The organism is Leifsonia sp. McL0627 (assembly GCF_058244615.1).
Genome location: NZ_JBZCGM010000002.1, coordinates 1117786 through 1137770, shown reverse-complemented (window position 1 = coordinate 1137770; position 19985 = coordinate 1117786). Strand labels below are relative to the sequence as shown.

Genomic DNA, 19985 nt, shown 5'->3' with positions numbered 1-19985 from the left:
TTGAGGGAGGGGCGTCAGGCTCCGAGGTTCTGCATGTTCGGGATGGTGTTCATCAGGGTGGACATGAAGCTCACCGTCCAGGCGATGGAGACGACGAGCGAGAGCACGTAGAGGCCGATCGTGACCCAGATCGGGGCGAGGCCGCGGCGAGGGGCGACACGGCGGACGATGACGCTGCGGCCGATGACGTAGACGAGGCCGCTGAGGAACGTCCAGGCCCAGTGGAACGGGCGGACGACCCCTGTGCGCTGCAGTTCACGGTAGTCGAGCCAGGCGAAGACGACACTGAGGGCGTAGGCGAGGAAGCCGACGCCGACCAGCGCGAAGTAGACCGGGGTGTAGAACGCGAACGGGTTCATCGAGGTGACGTGGCCGTCGGGGCTTGCGACGATGTCGAGGTGTGGCTGGTAGAACGGCAGCAGCACGATGCTCACGAACGGAAGCGCGACGACCAGCCAGATGTACGCGTTGTAGATGCGGGCTCCGTCGGCCAGTCGAGGGCGCGCGGGGGCGTAGACCTGGCCGTATGCCGGCTGCTGCGCATACGAGGGCGCGACGGGCTGCTGCACGTACGCGGGCTGCTGCGCCGAGGCGGCTCCCGCCGAACCGGCACCATTGGCACCACCCGCACCACCGGCCGGCGCGTAGTGCGCCGTCCACTGCGTCCCGTCCCACCAGCGCAGCTGCTGCGCGCCGCTCGGGTCCGGGTACCACCCGGCTGGGACGTGTGCGTTGGTGTTGCTCATGCTGCGGCTCCGCTCTTGCGACCCGTCGGCCGCCCGGCTCGTATGCTACCGCTGTGGCCTATGGATGCGCCGTCAGGCGCACGACTCGTGCCGAACGTGCGGTCGCGAGCGCGGGGACCGCACGTTTCGCACGAGCCTCGCGGACGCTCTTGGCGCGACTCGTGCGAAAAGTGCGGTTACGGGGGCCGTGACCGCACGTTTCGCACGAGCCGTGCGGCGCGAAGCGGCGCGGGTCAGGCGAGCGCGCGGACCGCGGCGACGGCGTGCGCCAGCACGTCGTCGACCGGCGCGTCGATGTCGACGGTCACGCCGCGCTCCGCGGCGGTGAGCGGTTCGAGCGTCGCGAGCTGGGAGTCCAGCAGCGCCGGCGGCATAAAGTGGTCGGTGCGGCCCTCCATCCGCGCGGCGAGCACGGCCCGCGACCCGGCGAGGTGCACGAACACCGTGCCGGGCGCCTCGGCGGCGATGAGGTTGCGGTACGCGACCTTCAGGGCCGAGCAGGCGATCACCTCGCCGCCGTCCGCCTCCACGAGTGCTCGGCCGACGGCGCGCAGCCACGGCCCGCGGTCGGCGTCGTCAAGCGGCGTGCCCCCGGCCATCTTGCGGACGTTCTCGATCGGATGCAACGCGTCGCCGTCCACGAACGGCAGCCCGAGCCGGTCGGCGATCAGTGCGCCGATCGTGCTCTTGCCCGAACCGGAGACGCCCATGACGATGACGCGGAGCGGCACGCCGTCCACACCGGCCCCGCTCACCAGTCGTGCATGGAACCGTCGAGCAGACGGTTCACCGGCAGGTAGGCCGCCTCGTACGGGAACGACTGCGCCACGACGTCGTCGTAGTCGACACCGAGCCCGGGCGCGTCGCTGGGGGCGAGCATCCCGTTCTCGAAGGTGTACGTGGTGCGGAACACCTCGTGCGTCGTCGGGCTGTGCTTCATGTACTCCTGGATTCCGAAGTTCGGGATCGCGATGCCGAGGTGGATCGCTGCGGCCAGGCCGACCGGCGAGACGTCGGTGGGGCCGTGGACGCCGGACTTGATCTGGTACACGGCAGCGTAATCGAAGATCCGGCGCAGTCCGGTGATGCCGCCCGCGTGCGTGACAGGCGAGCGCACGTAGTCGATCAGCTGCTCCTCGAACAGTTCGCGGTAGTCCCAGATCGTGTTGAACACCTCGCCGATCGCCAGCGGCGTCGTCGTGTGTTCGCGCACCCGGCGCAGAACCGCCTGGTTCTCAGCCGGCGTCACATCTTCCAGCCAGAACAGGTCGTACGGCTCCAGCGACTTGCCGAGCTTCGCCGCCTGGATGGGCGTGAGCCGGTGGTGAGCGTCGTGCAGCAGCGGCAGCTCGGGCCCGAACTCGTTGCGCACGGCCTCGAACACGGTCGGCGCGTGGCGCAGGTACGCGCGCGTGTCCCAGGATTCCTCGACGGGCACGGCGCTGCGGCGAGCGGGCTCGTAGTCGTAACGCGCATCCGAGCCGGACCCGGCACCGGCCGCGGCGTTCTTGCTCGACGCGACGCCGTACACGGACGGCAACCCGGGGATGCCCGTCTGCACCCGCACGGCGCGGTAGCCCTCCTCCAGGTGCTCGGTGATGGAGTCGAACAGCTCGGGCAGTTCGGCGCCGGAGGCGTGGCCGTAGACCAGCAGACCCTCCCGGCTGCGTCCGCCGAGCAACTGGTACAACGGCATCCCGGCCGCTTTGGCCTTGATGTCCCAGAGCGCCGTGTCGACAGCGGCGATCGACGCCATCGTCACCGGGCCCCGACGCCAGTACGCACCCCGGTAGAGGTACTGCCAGGTGTCTTCGATCTGGTGCGCGTCGCGCCCAATCAGCAGCGGCACGATGTGCTCGCTGAGGTAGGCGGCGACCGCGAGCTCGCGGCCGTTGAGGGTGGCGTCGCCGAGGCCGGTGTAGCCGTCGTCTGTCGTGATCCGCAGTGTCACGAAGTTGCGGCCCGGGCTCGAGACGAGCACCTCGGCTGAGGTGATGCGCATGTCAGTGTGCTCCTGTCGGTAGCGGTGGTTCGGTGGTGGTGATGGTGGTGATGATGGTGGTGGCGCCGGCGCGCAGGTGTGCGATCCGGCTCTGGATGAGGTCGGTGACGGCGGTGTCGCCCGCCAGGTCCGGTGCGAGTTCGGTGAGCACGGCGGCGGTGAGCGCAGCGTCGTCACCGGATGCGATCCCCCGCAGCCGCGACGCCAGCGCAGCGGCCCCCGGGTCGCGCACATCGTCGCCGAGCAGGTGCAGGGCCCACGCGGCGAGCACACCGGTCTGCGCCTCGCCCGGCGGCCGTCCGGCCGCCAGCCTCGACCGCAACGGGTCCAGGATGCGCGGCCCGAGCTTCTGCGAGCCGTCCGACGCGATCTGCGCCAGCCGGTGCTCGATGCGCGCGTTGCCGAAGCGGCTGCGGAGGGCGGCGAGGGCCGCCTCCAGGGTCGCGTCGTCGAACGGGAGTTCGGTGCGGGCCTCTGCCCATAGGCGTTCGAGGTCTGCGGCGATCGCGTCGTCGTCCATCGTCTCCGCGATCGTCGCGTGTCCCTGCAGCAGTCCGCGGTAGGCGAGCAGCGAGTGCCCGGCGTTGAGCAGCCAGAGTTTGCGGCGTTCGTACGGTTCGATGTCGTCGACGAACTGCGCGCCGACCGCGTCCCAGGCCGGTCGCCCGGCCGGGAAGTCGCCGCTCAGCACCCACTCGCTGAATGGCTCGGTGACCACGGGAGCCGCGTCGTCGTAGCCGGTCAGCCTGGCCGCAGCCGCCCGGTCGGCGTCGGTGGTGCCCGGGGTGATCCTGTCGACCATCGAGGAGACGAACGACACCTCGGACGCGATCCAGTCGGCGAGGCCGGGGTCGACGTCGCGCGCCAGGCCGAGCACCGCGTCCTTCGCCACGCGCCCATTGTCCGGCAGGTTGTCGCAGCTCACCACAGCGATCCCCCCGGATCCCGCTGCACGGCGCGCCCGCAACCCGTCGACCAGCCGGCCGGGGGCAGTGGATGCGCCACCCCAATCCTGCAGCGAGGCGCGGTCGGCGTCGAGCGCGTCCGCGGGCGGCCGGTAGCCCGCCTCGGTCACGGTCAGCGTCACGACGGCGACAGCCGGGTCCGCGACCGCTGCCCGCCAGCGCTCGACGTCTGCGCCGTCGGCGACGGTGCTCAGCGCCTCCACGATGCTCGCGGTGTCGGAGACGGGACCGCGTTCGATCAGCGTGTACACCGCGTCCTGGGCGGCGAGCACGCGGGCCGCCTCCGGACTCCGGCCGGTGAACGCCGCGATCCCCCAGCCGCTGTCGCCGGTCGTGCAGCTGGTCGCGTCGCCAGTGCTGTCGCCGACCGTGCCGCCGCGCTCGTTCGCCCGCTGCGTGTACCAGGCCTGGTGCGCGCGATGGAACGCGCCCAACCCGAGGTGCACGATGCGGACGGGGTGACGCTCGGAGCGCGGCGGCGTGGTCATGCGGTGGCCGTGGCGCCCGCGAGAGCCCTGGTCGACGCTTCGACCTGGCGCAGGTAGGCGAGATTGTCGCGGGTGCGCTCGGCGAGCGGCAGTTCGGTGGAGAAGTCCTCCGACGTCACCCAGCCGTCGTAGCCGAACGCGTGCAGCGCCGCGAAGTACGCCTCCACGTCGCCCGCGCCGCTGCGCAGCGGCGCCCACTCGTGGTGCCAGCGCACAGTGCCGTCGGCCTCCGGCTCCCCCGGCAGCCAGGCGACGTTCTTGACGTGCACGTGGGCGAGGTACGGGCCGAGCAGCTGGAAGGCGGCCAGCGTCGCCTCCTGACCCTCGATGACGAGGTTGCCGAGGTCGTGGATGACGCCGACCGTCTGCGGGTCGATGCCGTCGATCAGCCGGAACGCGGCGGACGCCGACGGCGTGATGGTCTCGTGGTGCAGCTCGATCAGCGCCTTCACGCCCAGCTCGCCCGCACGCGCGGCGGCCCGCTCCACGTCGCGCCTGGCCGACGCGAACAGGTCGCGGTAGTCCTCGCCGGAGTCGGTGCGCGGCACAGTCACGCGCACCTGGCGTGCGCCGAGGGCGGCGGTGGCGGCAAGCATCCTGTCGACGTTGGCGTGGTCGTCGCACCGGGCGTAGCCGCCGATGCCGGAGTATTCCAGCCCGGAGGCGCTGGTGATGCGCGCGATCTCCGACACGGACTCCTCCAGCCCGGTCAGCCGCCAGGTTGAGCGGTTGCCCGCCCAGAACCCGGGAGGCGTCGCGTCGCCCTGGTCGATGACGCGCCACTCGATCCCGTCCCAGCCTTGGGCTGCGAGCGTCTGCGCCGCCTCCTCTGCTGTCCAGTCGGGGGTGGATGCGGTGAACACCGAGAACTTCATTGCGTCAGGCTCCTGTCGTGACGGTGATGTCGTCGAGCGCCCCGGAGAGCACCTCGTCGAACGTGATCGGCCGGCCGAGGGTGGCCGACAGGTAGATGGCGCGCACGACGGCGAGGGACACGAACGCGTCCTCGACGGTCACGCCCGGTGCGCGGTGCTGCTCGATCGCATCGACAACGTCTTCGTACTGGCGCAGGTGGCCGACGATGAAGCGATCTGCGCCGCGTTCGCCCCCGCGCACCTCGCTCGCCTCGACGACCTCGGCGGCGCGGTTCACGACGCTCGCCCCGCTCGGATCGAACGCGGCGGGGTCTGCTGTACCGAGGTATTCGAGCTGGTCGTCCTCGATGACCGCCGAGCCGCGGTCGCCGAGCACCTGGATGCGCACCGACCCGCCCGGGTATGCCGCCGTCGTCGCGTGCACCACGGCGAGCGCGCCGGACTCGAAGCGCACCGTCGCGACGGCGATGTCCTCGATCTCGACCCTCTCGTGCGCCAGCAGAGCGGTCTGGGCCACGATCTCGACCGGGCGGCCGAGGAACCAGACGAGCAGGTCGACGGTGTGAACGCCCTGGTTCATCACGGCGCCGCCGCCGTCGAGCTCCCAGGTGCCGCGCCACTGCCCGGAGTCGTAGTAGTCCTGGCTGCGCCACCAGGCGACCGAGGCGATCCCGCTGGTCACCCGGCCGAGCGCTCCGCCGTGCGCGGCCTCCGCGACGACCACCGAGGCCGGATCGAAGCGATGCTGGCTGATCACCGAGACCACCAGGCCGTTCTGCTCCGCCTCCCTCGACAGCTCCAGGATGCGCCGGGCGCGCGCCATCGAGACGTCGAGCGGCTTCTCGATCACCACGTGCTTCCCGGCGGCGAGCGCTTCCTCCGCGAGCTGCACGTGCAGCCCGCTCGGGGTGCAGATCACCACAAGGTCGATGTCAGCCGCCGCGACGGCGGCGGGAAGCGTCTCGAACTCTGCTGGACGTTCCCCGCCGAACTCGGACACGATCTGGTCGGCGAGCGCGCTGGCGGCGGCGGGGACCGCATCCACGAGTGCGGTGATCGCGAGGCGGGGGTGCCTCGCGATGGCTCTGGCGTGGTTGAGTCCGATGATGCCGCAGCCGACGATGGCCACGTTCAGGCGCGTGCTCATACGAGCTGCACTCCAATCTGGTCGGCGAGGCGGCGGAGCGCGCGGCCTGCGCGGCCGAACGCCTCCGGTCCGGAGAAGCCGCCCATGTTGTTCACGTCGGCGAGGTGGGGTTCGAGCGAGGCGAAGCCGGTGTACCCGTCGTCGCGCAGCGCGGTGAGAGTGGCGAGCAGCTGCCCGTCGCCCTCGCCGGCGGGGGTGACCTCGCCGGTGGAGCTGAGCGCGTCCTTCACCTGCAGGTATTCCAGGTGCGGGCGAAGCGCTGCGTAGCCGTCGTCGAACGGGTGCGCGACGCCGACTTGCACGAAGTTCGCGCTGTCCCAGGCCAGCCGGAGGTTCGGGGACGCGACCGTCTCGACGATGTCGAGGCAGCGCTCGGGGGTGTCGCCGTAGATGTCCTTCTCGTTCTCGTGCAGCAGGACGACGTCGGCGGCCTCCGCGGCGTCGGCGAGGGCGCGCATCCGGAGCATCACGTCGTCGCGGATGCTCTCCACGGCCACGCCGTCTCCGTAATAGAAGGAGAACAGCCGGATGTAGCGGGTTCCGAGCCGTTTCGCCGCGGCGATGGCACGGCCGAGACGTTCGACCTCGTGCTCGACGGGGAGGGAGACATCCACTTTGCCGATCGGGGAGGCGATGGCCGAGACGCCCATCCCCCGCTCGGTGAACACGGCGGCCAGCCGGTCGAGCTGCGCGGCGTCGAGGTCGACAATGTTCACACCCAGGCGCTGCGAACCTCGATGTGGTTCGCGCCGAGCGCCTGCAGCACCGCCACCTGGACCACCGGGTCCTGGTCGATCTCGTCGCCGAAGCCCGACAGGGCCCAGCTCACCGAATTCTGAGCGTTCTGGCTCACTTCACTCCTCCAGAGGTCAGGCCACCGACGAGGTAGCGCTGGAACACGAGGTACAGCACGACCACCGGCACGGCGCAGATCAGGCTTGCCGCCATCATCTGCCCGTAGAGCGGGATCGCGCCACCCTCTTGCGTTGCCCCGAACACCTGCAGCGCCACGGCGGCGGTGCGGGTCTCCGGGTTGGTCAGCACGGATGCGAACAGCACGTCGTTCCAGCCGAGCAGGAACGCGAAGATGCCCGAGACGACGATGCCCGGCCAGCTGAGTGGCACCACAATGCCGGTCAGGATGCGCCACGACGACGCCCCGTCGATGCGCGCGGCCTCTTCGAGCGCTTTGGGCAGGCCGCGCAGGTAGGTGACCATGACCCAGGTCGAGAACGGCAGCGCGAAGGTCAGGTAGGTGATGAACACCGCCCAGCGCGTCCCGATGATCTGCACGCCGAGCAGGCTCGCGGTCGACGAGAACAGCACGAACACCGGCAGCAGCATGAGCGTACCGGGGATCGACTGCAGGCCGAGCAGGCCGCGCAGGAAGGTCAGGCGTCCCCGGAAGTCGTAGCGCACGAGCACGTAGGCCGTCGCGACGGCGAGGAACGCACAGACGATGGCGACTGCCACGCAGACGATCACGCTGTTCATCAGGCCGGTGCCGAGGTCGACGGTCGTCCACACTTTGAGGTAGTTGTCGAGGTGCAGCTCGGTCGGGAAGAACGCGCCGCCCGCCACGGCGACGTCGGAGTTGATCGACGCGAACAGCATGTAGAGCACGGGGCCGAGCACGATCACCAGCAGCACCACGATGATCGTGACGAGCAGCGGTCGCGGCAGCAACCGCGTGATGTCGGACGAGGACGGCTTGACGGCGGTCATCGCTTGTCCTCCTCTCCTGAGTCGAGTTTCACGGCCCGCAGGTAGACGAACAGCGGGATCGCGATGAGCACGAGCGAGCAGATCGCCATGGCGGCGCTCAGCCCGAACCGGAAGCTCTGGAAGCTGGTCACGTAGGTCAGCACCGGCAGCACGTCGACCGCCTCCGGGGCAGGAACCCCGAACAGCACGAACGGCAGCGTGAACGCGTTGATGTTGTGCAGGAACGCGATGATCAACGCCAGCAGGATCGGCCCGCGCAGGTACGGCAGGATGACGTAGCGCAGCTTGATCCACCAGGTGGCGCCGTCGAGCGCCGCCGCCTCGTGCACTTCGTGGTCGACCGACTGCAGCCCGGCGAGCACGAGCAGGTAGAAGAACGGCCACGACGTCCAGATCTGCACGACGATCAGCGACCAGTAGCTGAGCGGCCCGTTGAGGAACAGACCGGTGTGGATGCCCATCGCCCCGAGTGTGGCGTCGACGACCCCGCCCGGCTGCAGCATGGTGCGCCAGAGCGTGCCGACCACGAACGCGGGAAGCACGTACGGGATGAGGAACAGCGAACGGACGAGTGCCCGCCCGCGGAACTTGTTCTGCGTCGCGAGCGCCGCGGCGAGGCCGATCGGCATCGTCACCACAGCGGCGATGAGCGCGAACGACACGCTGATGCCGATCGAGCGAAGCAGCGACGACGAGACGATGGCCTCGATGTAGTTCTGCAGGCCGATGAACGGCGCCTGCAGCCAGCTCTGCAGCGTGTACTGGTCGAGGTCGAGCGTGGACATGACCACCGCGACGAGCAGCGGCACCACGATGATGACGAGCATGAGGATACCGCCGGGCAGCAGCATCCAGAGGGGCCGGTTGCGCTCGTACTTGCGCTTGCGGCGGGGCGTGTCGTGCTGGTCGGTCCGGCCGGGGCGGCCGCCCGCGGGGGTGATCCCCGCGGGCGAACCGCTCTCGTGGCCGGTCGCGCCTTCCGGCGCGGCCAGGGTGGGGTTGGACATGATCGGGTCCGGCTACTTGGCCTTGTTCAGTGCGCTCTGGGCGGCATCCTGGGCCGTCTTGAGCTTGGCGTCGAGGTCGGAGGACGACACGGAGCCGTTCGACAGCGACGGGATGGACTGCACCACCACGTTGGTCAGTGCGAGCTGGGTGTCACCCCACGCCCCGGTGAACGGGGTGCCGTACGCCTTGGTGCCCGCCTCGAGGATCGGCGCGATGAGCGCGTTGCCCGTCTCGATCTGCTTGGCGGCGTCGGCGTTGGTCGGCAGGTCGCCGAAGGTCTTCGTGTACTTCACCTGGTTGTCGGTGCTGGTCAGCATCTTGATCAGGGCGAAGGCGAGGTCCTGGTTCTTCGAGTACTTGGCGACGACCATGTTGTCTCCGGAGATGATGGTCGCCGCAGCCTTGCCCTTGCTCGGCAGCGAGGTCTCCCCCGGCGGGATGGTCGGCATCACCGCGTAGCCGTACTTGCCGGCGACGCTGGACTTGTCGAGCGAGACCTGCGACGACGACGAGACCATCGGCAGGAACGCGGCCTTGCCGTCGGCGAAGGCGGCGACGGCGTTCGCGTTCTTCCAGCCGATCGCGGCCGGATCGACGACCTTGTCGTTCGTCATCCAGCCGAAGTACGTCTCGTACGCCTTCTTCACAGCGGCGTCGTCGATCGTGGCCTTCTTGTTCTTGAGGTCGAGGATCGTGTTGCCCTGCTGCATCGACATCGCCCAGACGAACTTCCACGGATCGAAGCCGTCGGCGTACCCGATGGCCATGCCGTGCACGTCGCCGCTGGTCAGCTTCTTGGCCTGCTCGGCGAGGCCGTCCCAGGTGTCTGCTGGCTTGTCGATGCCTGCTGCCTTCAGGAGATCCTTGTTGTACGCCATCACGAACGGACGGCTTGCGAACGGGATGCCCACCTCGTTCTTCTCGTCCGGCCCGGAGATGCCGAGCGTGGCCGGGACGAAACGGTCACGGCCGCCGACCTTCTGCCAGTCGGCGTCGGTGAGCTTGACGAACGCGCCGGTGGAGTACGCCGTGGGGGTGAAGGTGGTGCCGAGGTCGTAGATGTCCGGGCCCTGACCACTGAGGACCGAGGTCTGGATCTTGGTCAGCTCGTCGTTCGCCGATGCGAAGGTCTCGAACTTGACCGTGGCGCCCGTCTGCTTCTGGAACTGGGCGGAGACATCCTTGAACCACTGCTGCTGTTCGGTGGGGTAGAGGCCGTTCGCGCCGATCATGACGTCGAGGGTCTTGCCCTTGCCGTCGACGGGGCCGGAACTGGAGGAGTTGTTGCTCCCGGAGGAAGAGCAGCCGCTCAGGGCCAGGCCGATGACGGCCAGGCCGGCGACCGCGCCGAGCGCGATGCGAGATCTCATTCGTGACTCTCCTTTGAGACAGGGACGTGAGTTGTCAGCACCCTCTGCTGGTGCACGGAGGATGGTTGCTGAGGACTCTAAAAGGCGCGGCAACGTTGCTGCAACCGATTGCCATAAATTGCCATCGTGTGCTGAAATGTCGTCATGCAGCCTCTCGCCGGAGCGGGGTCGGATCGCCCCGCCACTCTCGCAGACGTGGCGGCGGCCAGTGGAGTCGCCACCTCGACGGTGTCGCGCGCCCTCTCGAACCCCGGTCGCGTCAACGCGCTGACCCGTGAGCGCATCGAGCAGGCGGCCCGGGCCCTCAACTACGTCCCGAACTCGCAAGCCCGCGCGCTGACGAGCGGCAAGACCAGGGCCATCGCGGTGCTCGTCTCCGACGTCACCAACCCGTTCTACTTCGGCATCATCCGGGGAACGCAGCAGCAGCTCAAAGCAGCCGGGTACACGCAGATCCTGGTCGACACGGAAGAGTCCGACGAACTGGAGGACGGGATGCTGCACAAGCTCCGCCGCTCCTTCGACGGCGCCATCCTCGCCGCCTCGCGCCTCACCGACCGCCGCCTCACTGTGCTTGCGAAGGACATCCCGCTGGTCGCGATCAACCGGCAGACCCGCGGCGTCCCGCACATCTTCATCGACACCCCGAGCGGCATCGAGCAGGCCGTCGGCCACCTCGTCTCCCTCGGCCACACGCAGCTCTCCTACGTGTCCGGTCCGGAGACCTCGTGGTCGAACGAGGGCCGCTGGCGGGCGATGGTGCGCGCGGCGGAGCGCTACGGCGTCACTGCGACGCGCCTCGGGCCGTTCGCACCCCGGCAGTACGCGGGGGCGGCCGCGGCCGACGCGATCCTGCACGCCGGCGTCACCGCCTGCATCGCCTTCAACGACCTCCTGGCCATCGGGATGCTCGCCCGCTTCCGCGAGCGCGGCGTCGACGTTCCCGGCGACGTGAGCATCGTCGGCTGCGACGACATCTTCGGCGCCGACTTCTGCAACCCGCCGCTGACCACGCTCACCGCACCGATCGAGCAGGCCGGCCGCACCGCCGTCTCCATGCTGCTCTCCCGCCTCGACGGCGAGGGGCCGATCGGGATGCGCCAGGGCGCCACCCTCCCCACGCACCTCACCGTGCGGTCCTCCACCGGACCAGTGCGGGACCAGAAAGGACCCAGATGACCACGCTCGCCCCGCATCCAGACCGCCTGTTCCCCGCCGATCCGGCGGAGCGCGACCTGGCGAGGCGCCTGCACGCCACGGTCGCCGACGCCCCGATCGTCTCCCCGCACGGCCACGTCCCAGCGTCGATGCTCGCCGACGACGAGCCGTTCGGCGACCCGTCCGCGCTCCTCATCACGCCCGACCACTACGTGACGCGGATGCTGCACGCCGTCGGCGTCCCGCTCGGCGAGCTCGGGCTCTCCCGCGACGGAGCCGCGCCCACCGCCTCCGGCCGGGAGATCTGGCGGAGGCTCTGCGAGAACTGGGACGTCTTCCTCGGCACCCCCGTGCGGTTCTGGTTCGAGTCCGAGTTCAGCGACGTCTTCGGCCTGACGGAGCAGCCCTCCGCGGCGAGCGCAGACGCACTCTACGATCAGCTCTCCGAGACCCTCACTCGACCCGAGTTCCGGCCGCGCGCCCTGTTCGACCGCTTCCGCATCTCCGTGCTGGCGACCACCGACGACCCCGCCGACGACCTCGCCGCCCACCAGCGCCTCCGCGACGACCCCACCTTCACCGGCCGCGTCGTCCCCACCTTCCGCGCCGACCGCTACATGCACCCGGACGAGCCCACCTGGCGCGGCCGACTGGATGCGCTGGCCGCCCGCGCCGACATCGACACCTCCACCTATCCCGGCCTCCTGGCCGCGCTCCGCGCCCGCCGCCAGGCGTTCATCGCCGCCGGAGGAACGGCCACGGACACCGGTGTGATCGACACCGGCAGCGAGCCGCTCCCCGAGGCGGAGGCGTCGCGCATCCACCTGGCGGCGTTGAACGGCAGCCTGACCGCCACCGAGGCCGTCGCTTACCGGCGCAACATGCTCTACCGGCTCGCCGAGTTCGCGGCGGAGGACGGCCTGGTGATGCAGCTGCACCCCGGCGTGATCCGCAACCACCACCGCCCGACGTTCGACGCGTTCGGTCCGGACACCGGCCACGACCTGCCGGCCGTCGGCGGCTTCACGGCGCCGCTCACCCCGATCCTGCGCGACTTCGGCACGAGCAGCACGTTCCGCATCGTGCTCTTCACCGTGGACGAGACGACGTTCTCCCGCGAGATCGCGCCACTGGCCGGGTTCTACCCGTCCGTCTACGCCGGAGCGCCGTGGTGGTTCCTCGACACCCCCGCCGCGATCCTCCGCTACCGCCAGGCGATCACCGACAGCGCCGGCTTCACGAAGACCAGCGGCTTCATCGACGACACGCGCGCGTTCTGCTCCATCCCGGCCAGGCACGACATGTCCCGGCGCGTGGATGCGTCGTACCTGTCGTCGCTGGTGGTCACGCACCAGCTCACGGAAGAGGACGCGTTCGCCATCGCGCACCGCCTGGTCGACGACATCCCGCGGGCGACGTTCCGGCTCAACTCGTAACGTCGTCGAGCAGTTCGAGCAACCGGGTCGTCGTGCGCCAGGAGCGCACCGTGATCCGCTTGAACACCGGCAGCGCGTACAGACGGGTGATGCGGGTCTTGGTCGCCTGGGCGACCGTGCGGGAGAAGAAGATCGCGCCCGGACCCGGCGCCACTGAGTCGACGCCGTCGCGCAGCGCGGGCATCTGCTCCATGACCTCTGCGGCAGTCAGCGGGTGTTTGAGGAAGTAGACGTCGCTGCGGAGGTCGGCGGAACCGTGGTCGGCCGGGGCCGCCTCGATCGTCTCCACCAGGGCATCCCTCGACCGGACGATCACGGGAACGTGCGTGCCGAACCGCTCCTGCAGCACAGTCTCGATGGCGGATTCGAGGCGCGTCCCGCTCCGCGACGCGGACGTGAACAGCGCGTTGCCGCTCTGGAGGTGGGTGCGGACGTCGTCGTATCCGGCGTCGCGGAGGGCGGCGGCGAGCGCATTCATGCCGATCAGGTTGTTTCCGCCGACGTTGATCCCGCGCAGCAGTGCGACGTATCGGGTCATGACGCCATGATGCCACCGTCACGTCCGGCCAGGACTAGCGAGACGACGCCGCCGATGGATGCGCGACGCCAGCCTGCAGGTACTCCCGCCACGTCCGCTGGCCGCGCAGCGCCCCGTCTCCGGCGAGGTTGTCTCCGGCGCGGTACGCCCGGCCGACGGCGCCGGGGAGGCGGAGCGGCAGCCGACCGCGCGGCTTCTTCCCGTTCGCTTCGGCGTACGCCTCGGCCAGCCGGCGGATGTCGAGCACCTCGGGTCCCGCGATGTCCGCGGCGCGGCCGACCGGCTCGCCGAGCGTGAGCTCCGCCAGACGGTGGGCGACCTCGTCGACGTCGACCGGCTCGAACCGCAGCCCGCCTGGAACCGGCAGCAGCGGCAGCTTCGCCATGCCCCGCACGACCGGGAGCACGAAATCGTGCAGCTGGGCGACGCGCAGCACCGTCCACGCCACACCGGACTCCGCGACGATGCGCTCGGCCTCCGCCTTGCGGCGGAAGTAGCCGATCGGCATCTTGTCCGCCCCGACGACGGAGATGAAGACGAGGTGGCGCACTCCGGCCGCCTTCGCCGCGGCGGAGACGGTTCGCGCACCGACGTCGTCGCCTTTCGCCCCTCCGGCCAGGTGGAGCACCGCATCCACGCCGTCGAGCGCCGCGGCGAGTCCGTCGCCGGTCACGGTGTCACCGGCGACCTGTTGGATTCCCGGCTCATCGGCGCGAGGATGGCGGGAGAGGATCCGGAGGTCGCGGCCCTCAGCACGGAGCAGGGGCACGACGTGGCTGCCGATGTTCCCTGTTCCGCCGGTCACGAGCAGTGGAGCGTTCATGGTGGTCTTCCTCCCTTGTCACATCCGAGGGCGTTCCCTCGTCGACATTCCGACGATCACCGACGAGGAGATGTGACATGACCGACGGAGATTTTCTGGCGAAGCGTTTCGAGAGGGAGCGTCCGCGGCTGACGGCCATCGCCACGCGGCTGCTCGGCTCCGCCGCCGACGCCGACGACGCGGTGCAGGAGACCTGGCTCCGGCTCGCCCGCACGGACGCGTCCACCATCGACAATCTGGATGCGTGGCTCACCACAGTCGTGTCCCGCGTGAGCCTCGACGTCCTGCGCACCCCGCGCCGCACCCGCGAGCACTCCTGGCAGGTCGAGCCGTGGCGGGAGGAGCCGGTCGCCACGGAGAAGGACCCCGCCGAACAGGTGGCGGAGAGCGACCGCATCAACACCGCACTGCTCGTGCTGCTGGAGACGCTGAGCCCCGCCGAACGGATCGCGTTCGTGCTGCACGACGTCTTCGGGGAATCGTTCGACGAGATCGCGACCGTGCTCGATCGGTCGCCGGCGGCGGCGCGGCAGCTCGCGTCCCGCGCCCGGCGCAGGGTGCGCGGCGCGGAGGAAGAGCCGCAGCCGGAGCCGCAGCCGAAGCGCGAGCGCGACCGTCGGCTCGTGCACGCGTGGCTCGACGCCGCCCAGAACGGCGACCTGCGCGCGCTCCTCTCGCTCCTCGACGACGGCGCGGTGCTCCGGGCTGACTACGGCACCTCCACCCAGCTGCTCGACGGCGCACAGGCCATCGGCGAGCAGGCGGTGCTCGCCGCCCGCCTGGCCGCGCACTCCGTCCCGATCCTCATCGGGGGCAGGCCGGGCGTCGCGGCCGTCCTCAACGACAGCGTCTTCTCGATCATGGCGTTCGACATCGTCGGCGACCGCATCGTCGGGCTCGACGTCCTCGCCGACCCCGCACGGCTGCGGCAACTGGATGTGCAAAGCGCGCTGCGAGGCGGCGCTTAGGCAGCCGCCGATCGCCGCCGCCGGCCGTCCTCACGAGTGCCCTCTTGACGCACACCCGTTTGTGCGGAAGCGTCACTCGTGGAACGAGTCCCTCCGGAAGGAGCCCGATGACGCAGCACGGCTCGACCGGACTGGCTCAGGCCTCGCGGGTGCTGCTGACGCTTGCGGCCGCTGCGGGCGCCGGATGGGGTGTCTGGGCGGCGAAGGATGTGCTCGCGCCGTTCCTGCTCGCCGCCGTCGTGGTGATCGTCGTGCATCCGGTGCGTCGCCCGCTGGATCGGCGGGGCGTGCCGCGCTGGCTCGGCAGCACAGCGGTGATCGCGGTGTCGATCGGCGTGCTGGTCGCGCTCGGGACCATCACCCTCCTCGCGCTCGGGCAATTCGCGAACCTGCTTCGCGACTCCGCCGGCGACCTCCAGCAGAGCGCGAAGGCCGTGTCGTCCTTCTTCTCCGGGCTGGGCTTCGAGCCAGGATCGCAGCCCGGCGGCTGGCTCGACCCTCATGCCGTGCTCACCGTCGTCTTCGACGCGGGGATGCGCCTGCTCAACGCCGGTGCGGCGATCTTCTTCGTGTTCGGCTACATCATCTTCATGGCACTGGATGCGGCGCGGTTCCGGGACTTCCCCCGTGAGCTGGCCGAGACGGAGAGCTTCCGCGTTCGCAGCTTCCGGAACTTCGCGGACGCGACCAGCCGCTATTTCGCGGTCAACTCGGTGTTCGGGCTCACGGTCGCCGTGATCGACGGGCTCGCGCTGTGGGCTCTCGGGATCCCCGGTCCGTTCATCTGGGCGGTCCTCGCGTTCGTGACGAACTACATCCCGAACGTCGGATTCGTCATCGGGCTGATCCCTCCGGTCATCCTCGCCATCGTGACCGGCGGCTGGGGCCTCGGACTGATCGTGCTCGCCGTCTACTGCGTGGTCAACGTGGTGCTCCAGGTGCTCGTCCAGCCGCACTTCGTCAGCCAGACGGTGCGGCTGAGCGTGACGCTGACCTTCGCGTCCGTGGTGGTGTGGGCGTTCCTGCTCGGACCGATCGGCTCGATCCTCGCCGTGCCGCTGACGCTGCTCCTCCGCTTCGCCCTGTTCGGCGCCGACCCGCAGGCACGGCTCGCACGGTGGCTGACGGGCGACGACGAACCTCCGCCCGCCGTCAGCCCTGATCGGTCAGCGATACCCGGTTCAGAGGGATGAACGGCCCGCTCCGGCGAACGCTCGCCCCGGCCCTCGGTGTGTTCCGCCGCAAGACGATCGGCAAGGACGCCCTCGCAGGAGTGGTGCTCGGCATCGAGAGCGTTCCGGACGGCCTGGCGAGCGGACTCCTGGCCGGAGTCAACCCGGTCGCCGGGCTCTACGCGTACATGTTCGGGCTCGCCGGGTCCGCGTTCTTCGCCAGCAGCACCTTCCTCGCCGTGCAGGGAACCGGCGCGATGGCGCTGGTGGTCGCCGACACCGACCTCGCCTCCCGGGCCGACCCCTCCCGAGCGCTGTTCACGCTGTCGATGCTCACCGGGGTCTTCATGATCGTCGCGGGCCTGCTCCGCGGAGGGCGGCTGCTGCGGTTCGTGCCGACGGCCGTCATGGTCGGGTTCGTCACCGCCGTCGGCGTGAACATCGTGCTCGGTCAGCTCTCCAACTTCACCGGGGCGGAGGGCAACGGCAACAACCGGGTGACCAGGGCGCTGGACCTGCTGATCCACGTCGGCAGGATCAGCGGGCCGACCTTCGCCGTCGGCGTCGTCACCCTCGCCCTGATCATCGTCCTCACCCGCACCCCGCTGAAGTCGCTGGGGCTCGTCGTCGCGGTGGCTGCCGGATCGGTGCTCGCCCAGGTGCTCAACGCGTCGTTCGGTTCGAAGGTCGCCGTGGTCGACGACATCGCAAAGATCCCGGCCGGCCTCCCCCTCCCCGTGCTCCCGACGCTCGGCGACATCGGCTTCCTGATCGTGCCCGCCCTGTCGCTCGCGTTCGTCGGGCTGGTGCAGGGCGCTGCGGTGTCGGCCGGGGTCCCGAATCCGGAGGGGCGCATCAGCGACAGCTCCCGCGACTTCATCGGGCAGGGCGCCGGGAACATCCTGTCCGGGCTCTTCCGGGGGATGCCGGTGGGCGGCTCGATGTCCGCATCGGCGCTGATCACCGCGGCCGGGGCGAAGACCAGGCTCGCCCTCTTCATCGCCGCCGGAGTCATGGCGCTCACCGTCCTCCTCCTCTCCGGCGTCGTCGCGGTCGTCGCGATGCCGTCCCTCGCCGCCCTGCTGATCGTGGTCGGCGCCGGCGCCATCAAACCGGCCAGGATCCGGTCGGTGATGAAGACGGGGCTGCTCCAGACCACGATCATGGCCGTGACCTTCGTCCTCACCCTGCTCATCCCGCTGCAGTACGCGGTGCTGGTCGGGGTCGGGCTCGGCATCATCCTGTTCGTCGCCCAGCAGTCGAACCGTCTCCGCGTGCGCCAGATCGTGTTCGAGCCGGATGGCCGCCGCCGCGAATCGGATCCCGCGCCGGTCGTGGGCCCGGAGAAGGTGATCGTGCTGCAGCCGTACGGGAGCCTCTTCTTCGCCAGCGCGCCGATCTTCGAAGCGCAACTGCCCCGGATCGACGACGCCACCCGCCGGTCGGTGGTCGTGATCCGGCTGCGCGGCGTCGACCAACTCGGGCTGTCGCTGGTCGAGGTGCTGCGCCGGTACGCGCGCTCACTCGGCGACCACGGCAGCCGTCTGGTCGTGGTGGTCACCAGCGAGGACGTCCTGGTGCAGATGGCGGCCGGTGGCCTCATCGAGACCATCGGCCGCGCCTCGGTCTACCGGGGCACCGAGTGGCTCGGCGCGACGACCAGGCTCGCCGTCGACGACGCGCGGGAGTGGATCCAGGCGGGCTGACCCGCCGCCGAGCCGAAGCTCAGAGGGTCACGCCGAGCGCATCCAGTGCTGCGGTGAACTCCGGGAGCTCGGTCGGCGGCACCTCGACCAGCGAGGTGAGGTTGCGGAAGAACGGACGGACCTCACCCGCCTGCGCGCCGTCGCCGAGGACATATTCGACGATGCCCTGCTGGGCCAGCGCCGTTCCTCCGAGGCCGGCGTGCGCAAAACCGGTGGCCGGTGCGGACACCGTCAGGATGTCGCGCTCCCCCACCGTCTCGACGGCGACGGCGTACTGGTGCAGATGCCCGCTCCCGAACGCGGCGATGGGCACCCCGTCGAGCGTCGAGAGCAGGCGATCCTTGGACGCATCCGGGATGGCGATGTTGTGCTCGACGACCTGCGGGTAGGGGTTCCAGACCGGCTTGTGGCTGAAGATCAGCGTCGGTCGCGCGCCGATCTGCGCCGGTAGGGTCTCAAGCCACGCCCACTGAGCCTCCTCCGCGGCGAGGCCGCTGCCCATGATCTCGCTGTTCAGGCCCACGACGGCCCAGTCGCCGACGAGCTCCAGCCAGTGGTCGTCGCCGAACGTCTGCTCGAACGCCGCGACCCGTTCCTCCGTCACGACGAGCTCCGCCCAGGCGTTCTCCGGCCGCTCCCCGATGTCGTGGTTGCCCGGCAGAACACGCAGCGGCGCCTGGATGCCCGCGAGGAGTTCTCGCCCGGCCTCGCGGTCTTCGGCATTGTCCGGGTCGAGGATCGCGACGTCGCCGCTGTGCACGACGAACGTCGGGTTGATCGCATTGATCAGGTCGACGAACTGGCGCAGGTTCTCGGTGGTGGCGCCGCCGAGGTGGGAGATGTGGGTGTCGGAGAGCTGGATGATCTTCATGGGGTGTTCCTCTCAGGGGGTCTCTCGGGGGACGTGCGGAAGCGGTCAGCGCAGGCCGGAGCGGACGAACGCGTCGACGATGTAGCGCTGCAGGAAGAGGTAGATGAGGAAGATGGGGAGGCAGGCGAGACCTGCGGCGGCCATGATGGCGCCCCAGTTGTCGCCCTCTGCGCCGAGGAAGCTCCGGATGCCGACCTGGATCAGCGCGTCCGACTTGTGCTGGAAGATCAGCGACGGCCACAGATAGTTGTTCCACGCCTCGATGAACAGCATGATCCCGAGCGCCGCGAGCGCCGGGCGCATGTTGGGCAGGACCACCCTGAGCAGGATGCCCCAGTGGTTCCGCCCGTCCATGTGGGCTGCGTCGATGAGCTCGCGCGGGAACGACTGCATGTGCTGGCGCATCAGCATGACCGCGAACGCGGAGCACAGGGTCGGCACGATCACGCCGCCGATGGTCCCGAGCAGCCCCAGCTGCGAGATGAGCACATAGTTCGGGATCATCGTGACCTGGAACGGCACCAGCCACGACCCGATGAAAAACAGGAACAGGATGCTCTTGCCGGGGAACTGCCACATGGCGAACCCGTATGCGGCCAGGATCGCGATGATCAGCTGGCAGACCGCGACGGACAACGACATCGCGAAGGTGTTGCCGATCATGCCGAGGATCGGGATCTGGTGCCAGACCGTGACGAAGTTCTCCAGCGACAGCGGCCAGGGGAACAGCGACTGCGACAGGGCGTCCGCCCGCTGGCGGAACGCCGTGACGAACATCCAGTAGATGGGGAAGATGCTCGCGACTGCAACGACCACGAGCACGATGTGACCGGTGATGGTCACGGCGCGGGTGCGGCGGCGAGCGCTCTCGCGTTCTGCGGTCGCTGCGAGACCGGACGCGGCAGCGGTCTCGGCCGGCACCTCGACGGCGACCGGTGCGGAGGGGCGGAGGGCCGCGGGACCGGCGACGGGGACGAAAGCCATGGG

At 69.9% G+C, this 19985-nt stretch carries 18 protein-coding genes and 1 pseudogene; 5 read left to right on the top strand and 14 right to left on the bottom strand.

The window, feature by feature from the left end:
* Nucleotides 1–14: 14 nt before the first annotated feature.
* The 10 genes and pseudogenes from AC37TH_RS06060 to AC37TH_RS06015 all read right to left on the bottom strand — a co-directional run bounded on the left by AC37TH_RS06060 (nucleotide 15) and on the right by AC37TH_RS06015 (nucleotide 10326).
* A complete protein-coding gene (locus AC37TH_RS06060) occupies nucleotides 15–746 on the bottom strand; it encodes a DUF2510 domain-containing protein (protein ID WP_490763438.1) in 732 nt (243 codons plus the stop codon).
* A gap of 233 nt (nucleotides 747–979) precedes the next feature.
* Nucleotides 980–1501 carry a gluconokinase gene (locus AC37TH_RS06055; protein ID WP_490763437.1) on the bottom strand — a complete coding sequence of 174 codons (522 nt, stop codon included), beginning with the start codon at nucleotides 1499–1501 and terminating at the stop codon, nucleotides 980–982.
* Nucleotides 1498–2748 (bottom strand): D-mannonate dehydratase ManD, encoded by a 1251-nt coding sequence (manD, locus tag AC37TH_RS06050; protein WP_490763436.1) that lies wholly within the window; start codon nucleotides 2746–2748, stop codon nucleotides 1498–1500. Before manD ends, AC37TH_RS06055 begins: the two co-directional genes overlap by 4 nt.
* Before the next feature lies 1 nt (nucleotide 2749).
* The gene (locus tag AC37TH_RS06045) at nucleotides 2750–4201 is read right to left on the bottom strand and encodes a mannitol dehydrogenase family protein (RefSeq protein ID WP_490763435.1); all 1452 of its coding nucleotides are present in this window, start codon (nucleotides 4199–4201) and stop codon (nucleotides 2750–2752) included.
* Nucleotides 4198–5076: a sugar phosphate isomerase/epimerase family protein gene (locus AC37TH_RS06040; RefSeq protein ID WP_490763434.1), complete on the bottom strand. Its 879-nt coding sequence runs from the start codon at nucleotides 5074–5076 to the stop codon at nucleotides 4198–4200. Before AC37TH_RS06040 ends, AC37TH_RS06045 begins: the two co-directional genes overlap by 4 nt.
* Nucleotides 5077–5080: 4 nt before the next feature.
* The gene (locus tag AC37TH_RS06035; protein WP_490763433.1) at nucleotides 5081–6223 is read right to left on the bottom strand and encodes a Gfo/Idh/MocA family protein; all 1143 of its coding nucleotides are present in this window, start codon (nucleotides 6221–6223) and stop codon (nucleotides 5081–5083) included.
* A pseudogene (locus AC37TH_RS06030) lies at nucleotides 6220–7052 on the bottom strand (sugar phosphate isomerase/epimerase family protein). The gene AC37TH_RS06035 and the pseudogene AC37TH_RS06030 overlap by 4 nt, the downstream one beginning before the upstream one ends.
* 20 nt (nucleotides 7053–7072) lie before the next feature.
* The gene (locus AC37TH_RS06025; RefSeq protein ID WP_490763432.1) at nucleotides 7073–7948 is read right to left on the bottom strand and encodes a carbohydrate ABC transporter permease; all 876 of its coding nucleotides are present in this window, start codon (nucleotides 7946–7948) and stop codon (nucleotides 7073–7075) included.
* Nucleotides 7945–8955: a carbohydrate ABC transporter permease gene (locus AC37TH_RS06020; protein WP_490763431.1), complete on the bottom strand. Its 1011-nt coding sequence runs from the start codon at nucleotides 8953–8955 to the stop codon at nucleotides 7945–7947. The genes AC37TH_RS06025 and AC37TH_RS06020 overlap by 4 nt, the downstream gene beginning before the upstream one ends.
* A gap of 12 nt (nucleotides 8956–8967) precedes the next feature.
* Complete coding sequence (locus AC37TH_RS06015) at nucleotides 8968–10326, bottom strand: ABC transporter substrate-binding protein (protein ID WP_490763430.1); 1359 nt, start codon at nucleotides 10324–10326, stop codon at nucleotides 8968–8970.
* Between the two features lie 144 nt (nucleotides 10327–10470).
* Here AC37TH_RS06015 and AC37TH_RS06010 point away from each other — a divergent pair, with 144 nt between their 5' ends.
* A complete protein-coding gene (locus AC37TH_RS06010; RefSeq protein ID WP_490763429.1) occupies nucleotides 10471–11505 on the top strand; it encodes a LacI family DNA-binding transcriptional regulator in 1035 nt (344 codons plus the stop codon).
* Nucleotides 11502–12920, top strand: a complete 1419-nt coding sequence (uxaC, locus tag AC37TH_RS06005) for a glucuronate isomerase (RefSeq protein WP_490763428.1) — start codon at nucleotides 11502–11504, stop codon at nucleotides 12918–12920. Before AC37TH_RS06010 ends, uxaC begins: the two co-directional genes overlap by 4 nt.
* Here the strand turns inward: uxaC and AC37TH_RS06000 are convergent.
* Nucleotides 12910–13458, bottom strand: coding sequence for a DUF1697 domain-containing protein (locus AC37TH_RS06000; protein ID WP_490763427.1), 549 nt, complete (start codon nucleotides 13456–13458; stop codon nucleotides 12910–12912). The two genes, uxaC and AC37TH_RS06000, sit on opposite strands and share 11 nt — an antisense overlap.
* Nucleotides 13459–13492: 34 nt before the next feature.
* Nucleotides 13493–14281, bottom strand: a complete 789-nt coding sequence (locus tag AC37TH_RS05995) for an SDR family oxidoreductase (RefSeq protein WP_490763426.1) — start codon at nucleotides 14279–14281, stop codon at nucleotides 13493–13495.
* Between the two features lie 77 nt (nucleotides 14282–14358).
* On the opposite strand from AC37TH_RS05995, the gene AC37TH_RS05990 reads away from it, so the two are divergent.
* The 3 genes from AC37TH_RS05990 to AC37TH_RS05980 all read left to right on the top strand — a co-directional run bounded on the left by AC37TH_RS05990 (nucleotide 14359) and on the right by AC37TH_RS05980 (nucleotide 18127).
* Entirely contained in the window at nucleotides 14359–15249 is an 891-nt protein-coding gene (locus AC37TH_RS05990) for a sigma-70 family RNA polymerase sigma factor (protein ID WP_490763425.1), read from the top strand.
* A gap of 107 nt (nucleotides 15250–15356) precedes the next feature.
* Nucleotides 15357–16442, top strand: a complete 1086-nt coding sequence (locus AC37TH_RS05985) for an AI-2E family transporter (RefSeq protein ID WP_490763424.1) — start codon at nucleotides 15357–15359, stop codon at nucleotides 16440–16442.
* The gene (locus AC37TH_RS05980; protein WP_490763423.1) at nucleotides 16439–18127 is read left to right on the top strand and encodes a SulP family inorganic anion transporter; all 1689 of its coding nucleotides are present in this window, start codon (nucleotides 16439–16441) and stop codon (nucleotides 18125–18127) included. Before AC37TH_RS05985 ends, AC37TH_RS05980 begins: the two co-directional genes overlap by 4 nt.
* Nucleotides 18128–18146: 19 nt before the next feature.
* On the opposite strand, the gene AC37TH_RS05975 is transcribed toward AC37TH_RS05980, so the two are convergent.
* Together AC37TH_RS05975 and AC37TH_RS05970 are read right to left on the bottom strand one after the other, a co-directional pair.
* Entirely contained in the window at nucleotides 18147–18998 is an 852-nt protein-coding gene (locus AC37TH_RS05975) for a metallophosphoesterase family protein (protein WP_490763422.1), read from the bottom strand.
* Between the two features lie 45 nt (nucleotides 18999–19043).
* Nucleotides 19044–19982 carry a carbohydrate ABC transporter permease gene (locus AC37TH_RS05970; protein ID WP_490763421.1) on the bottom strand — a complete coding sequence of 313 codons (939 nt, stop codon included), beginning with the start codon at nucleotides 19980–19982 and terminating at the stop codon, nucleotides 19044–19046.
* Nucleotides 19983–19985 lie beyond the last annotated feature (3 nt).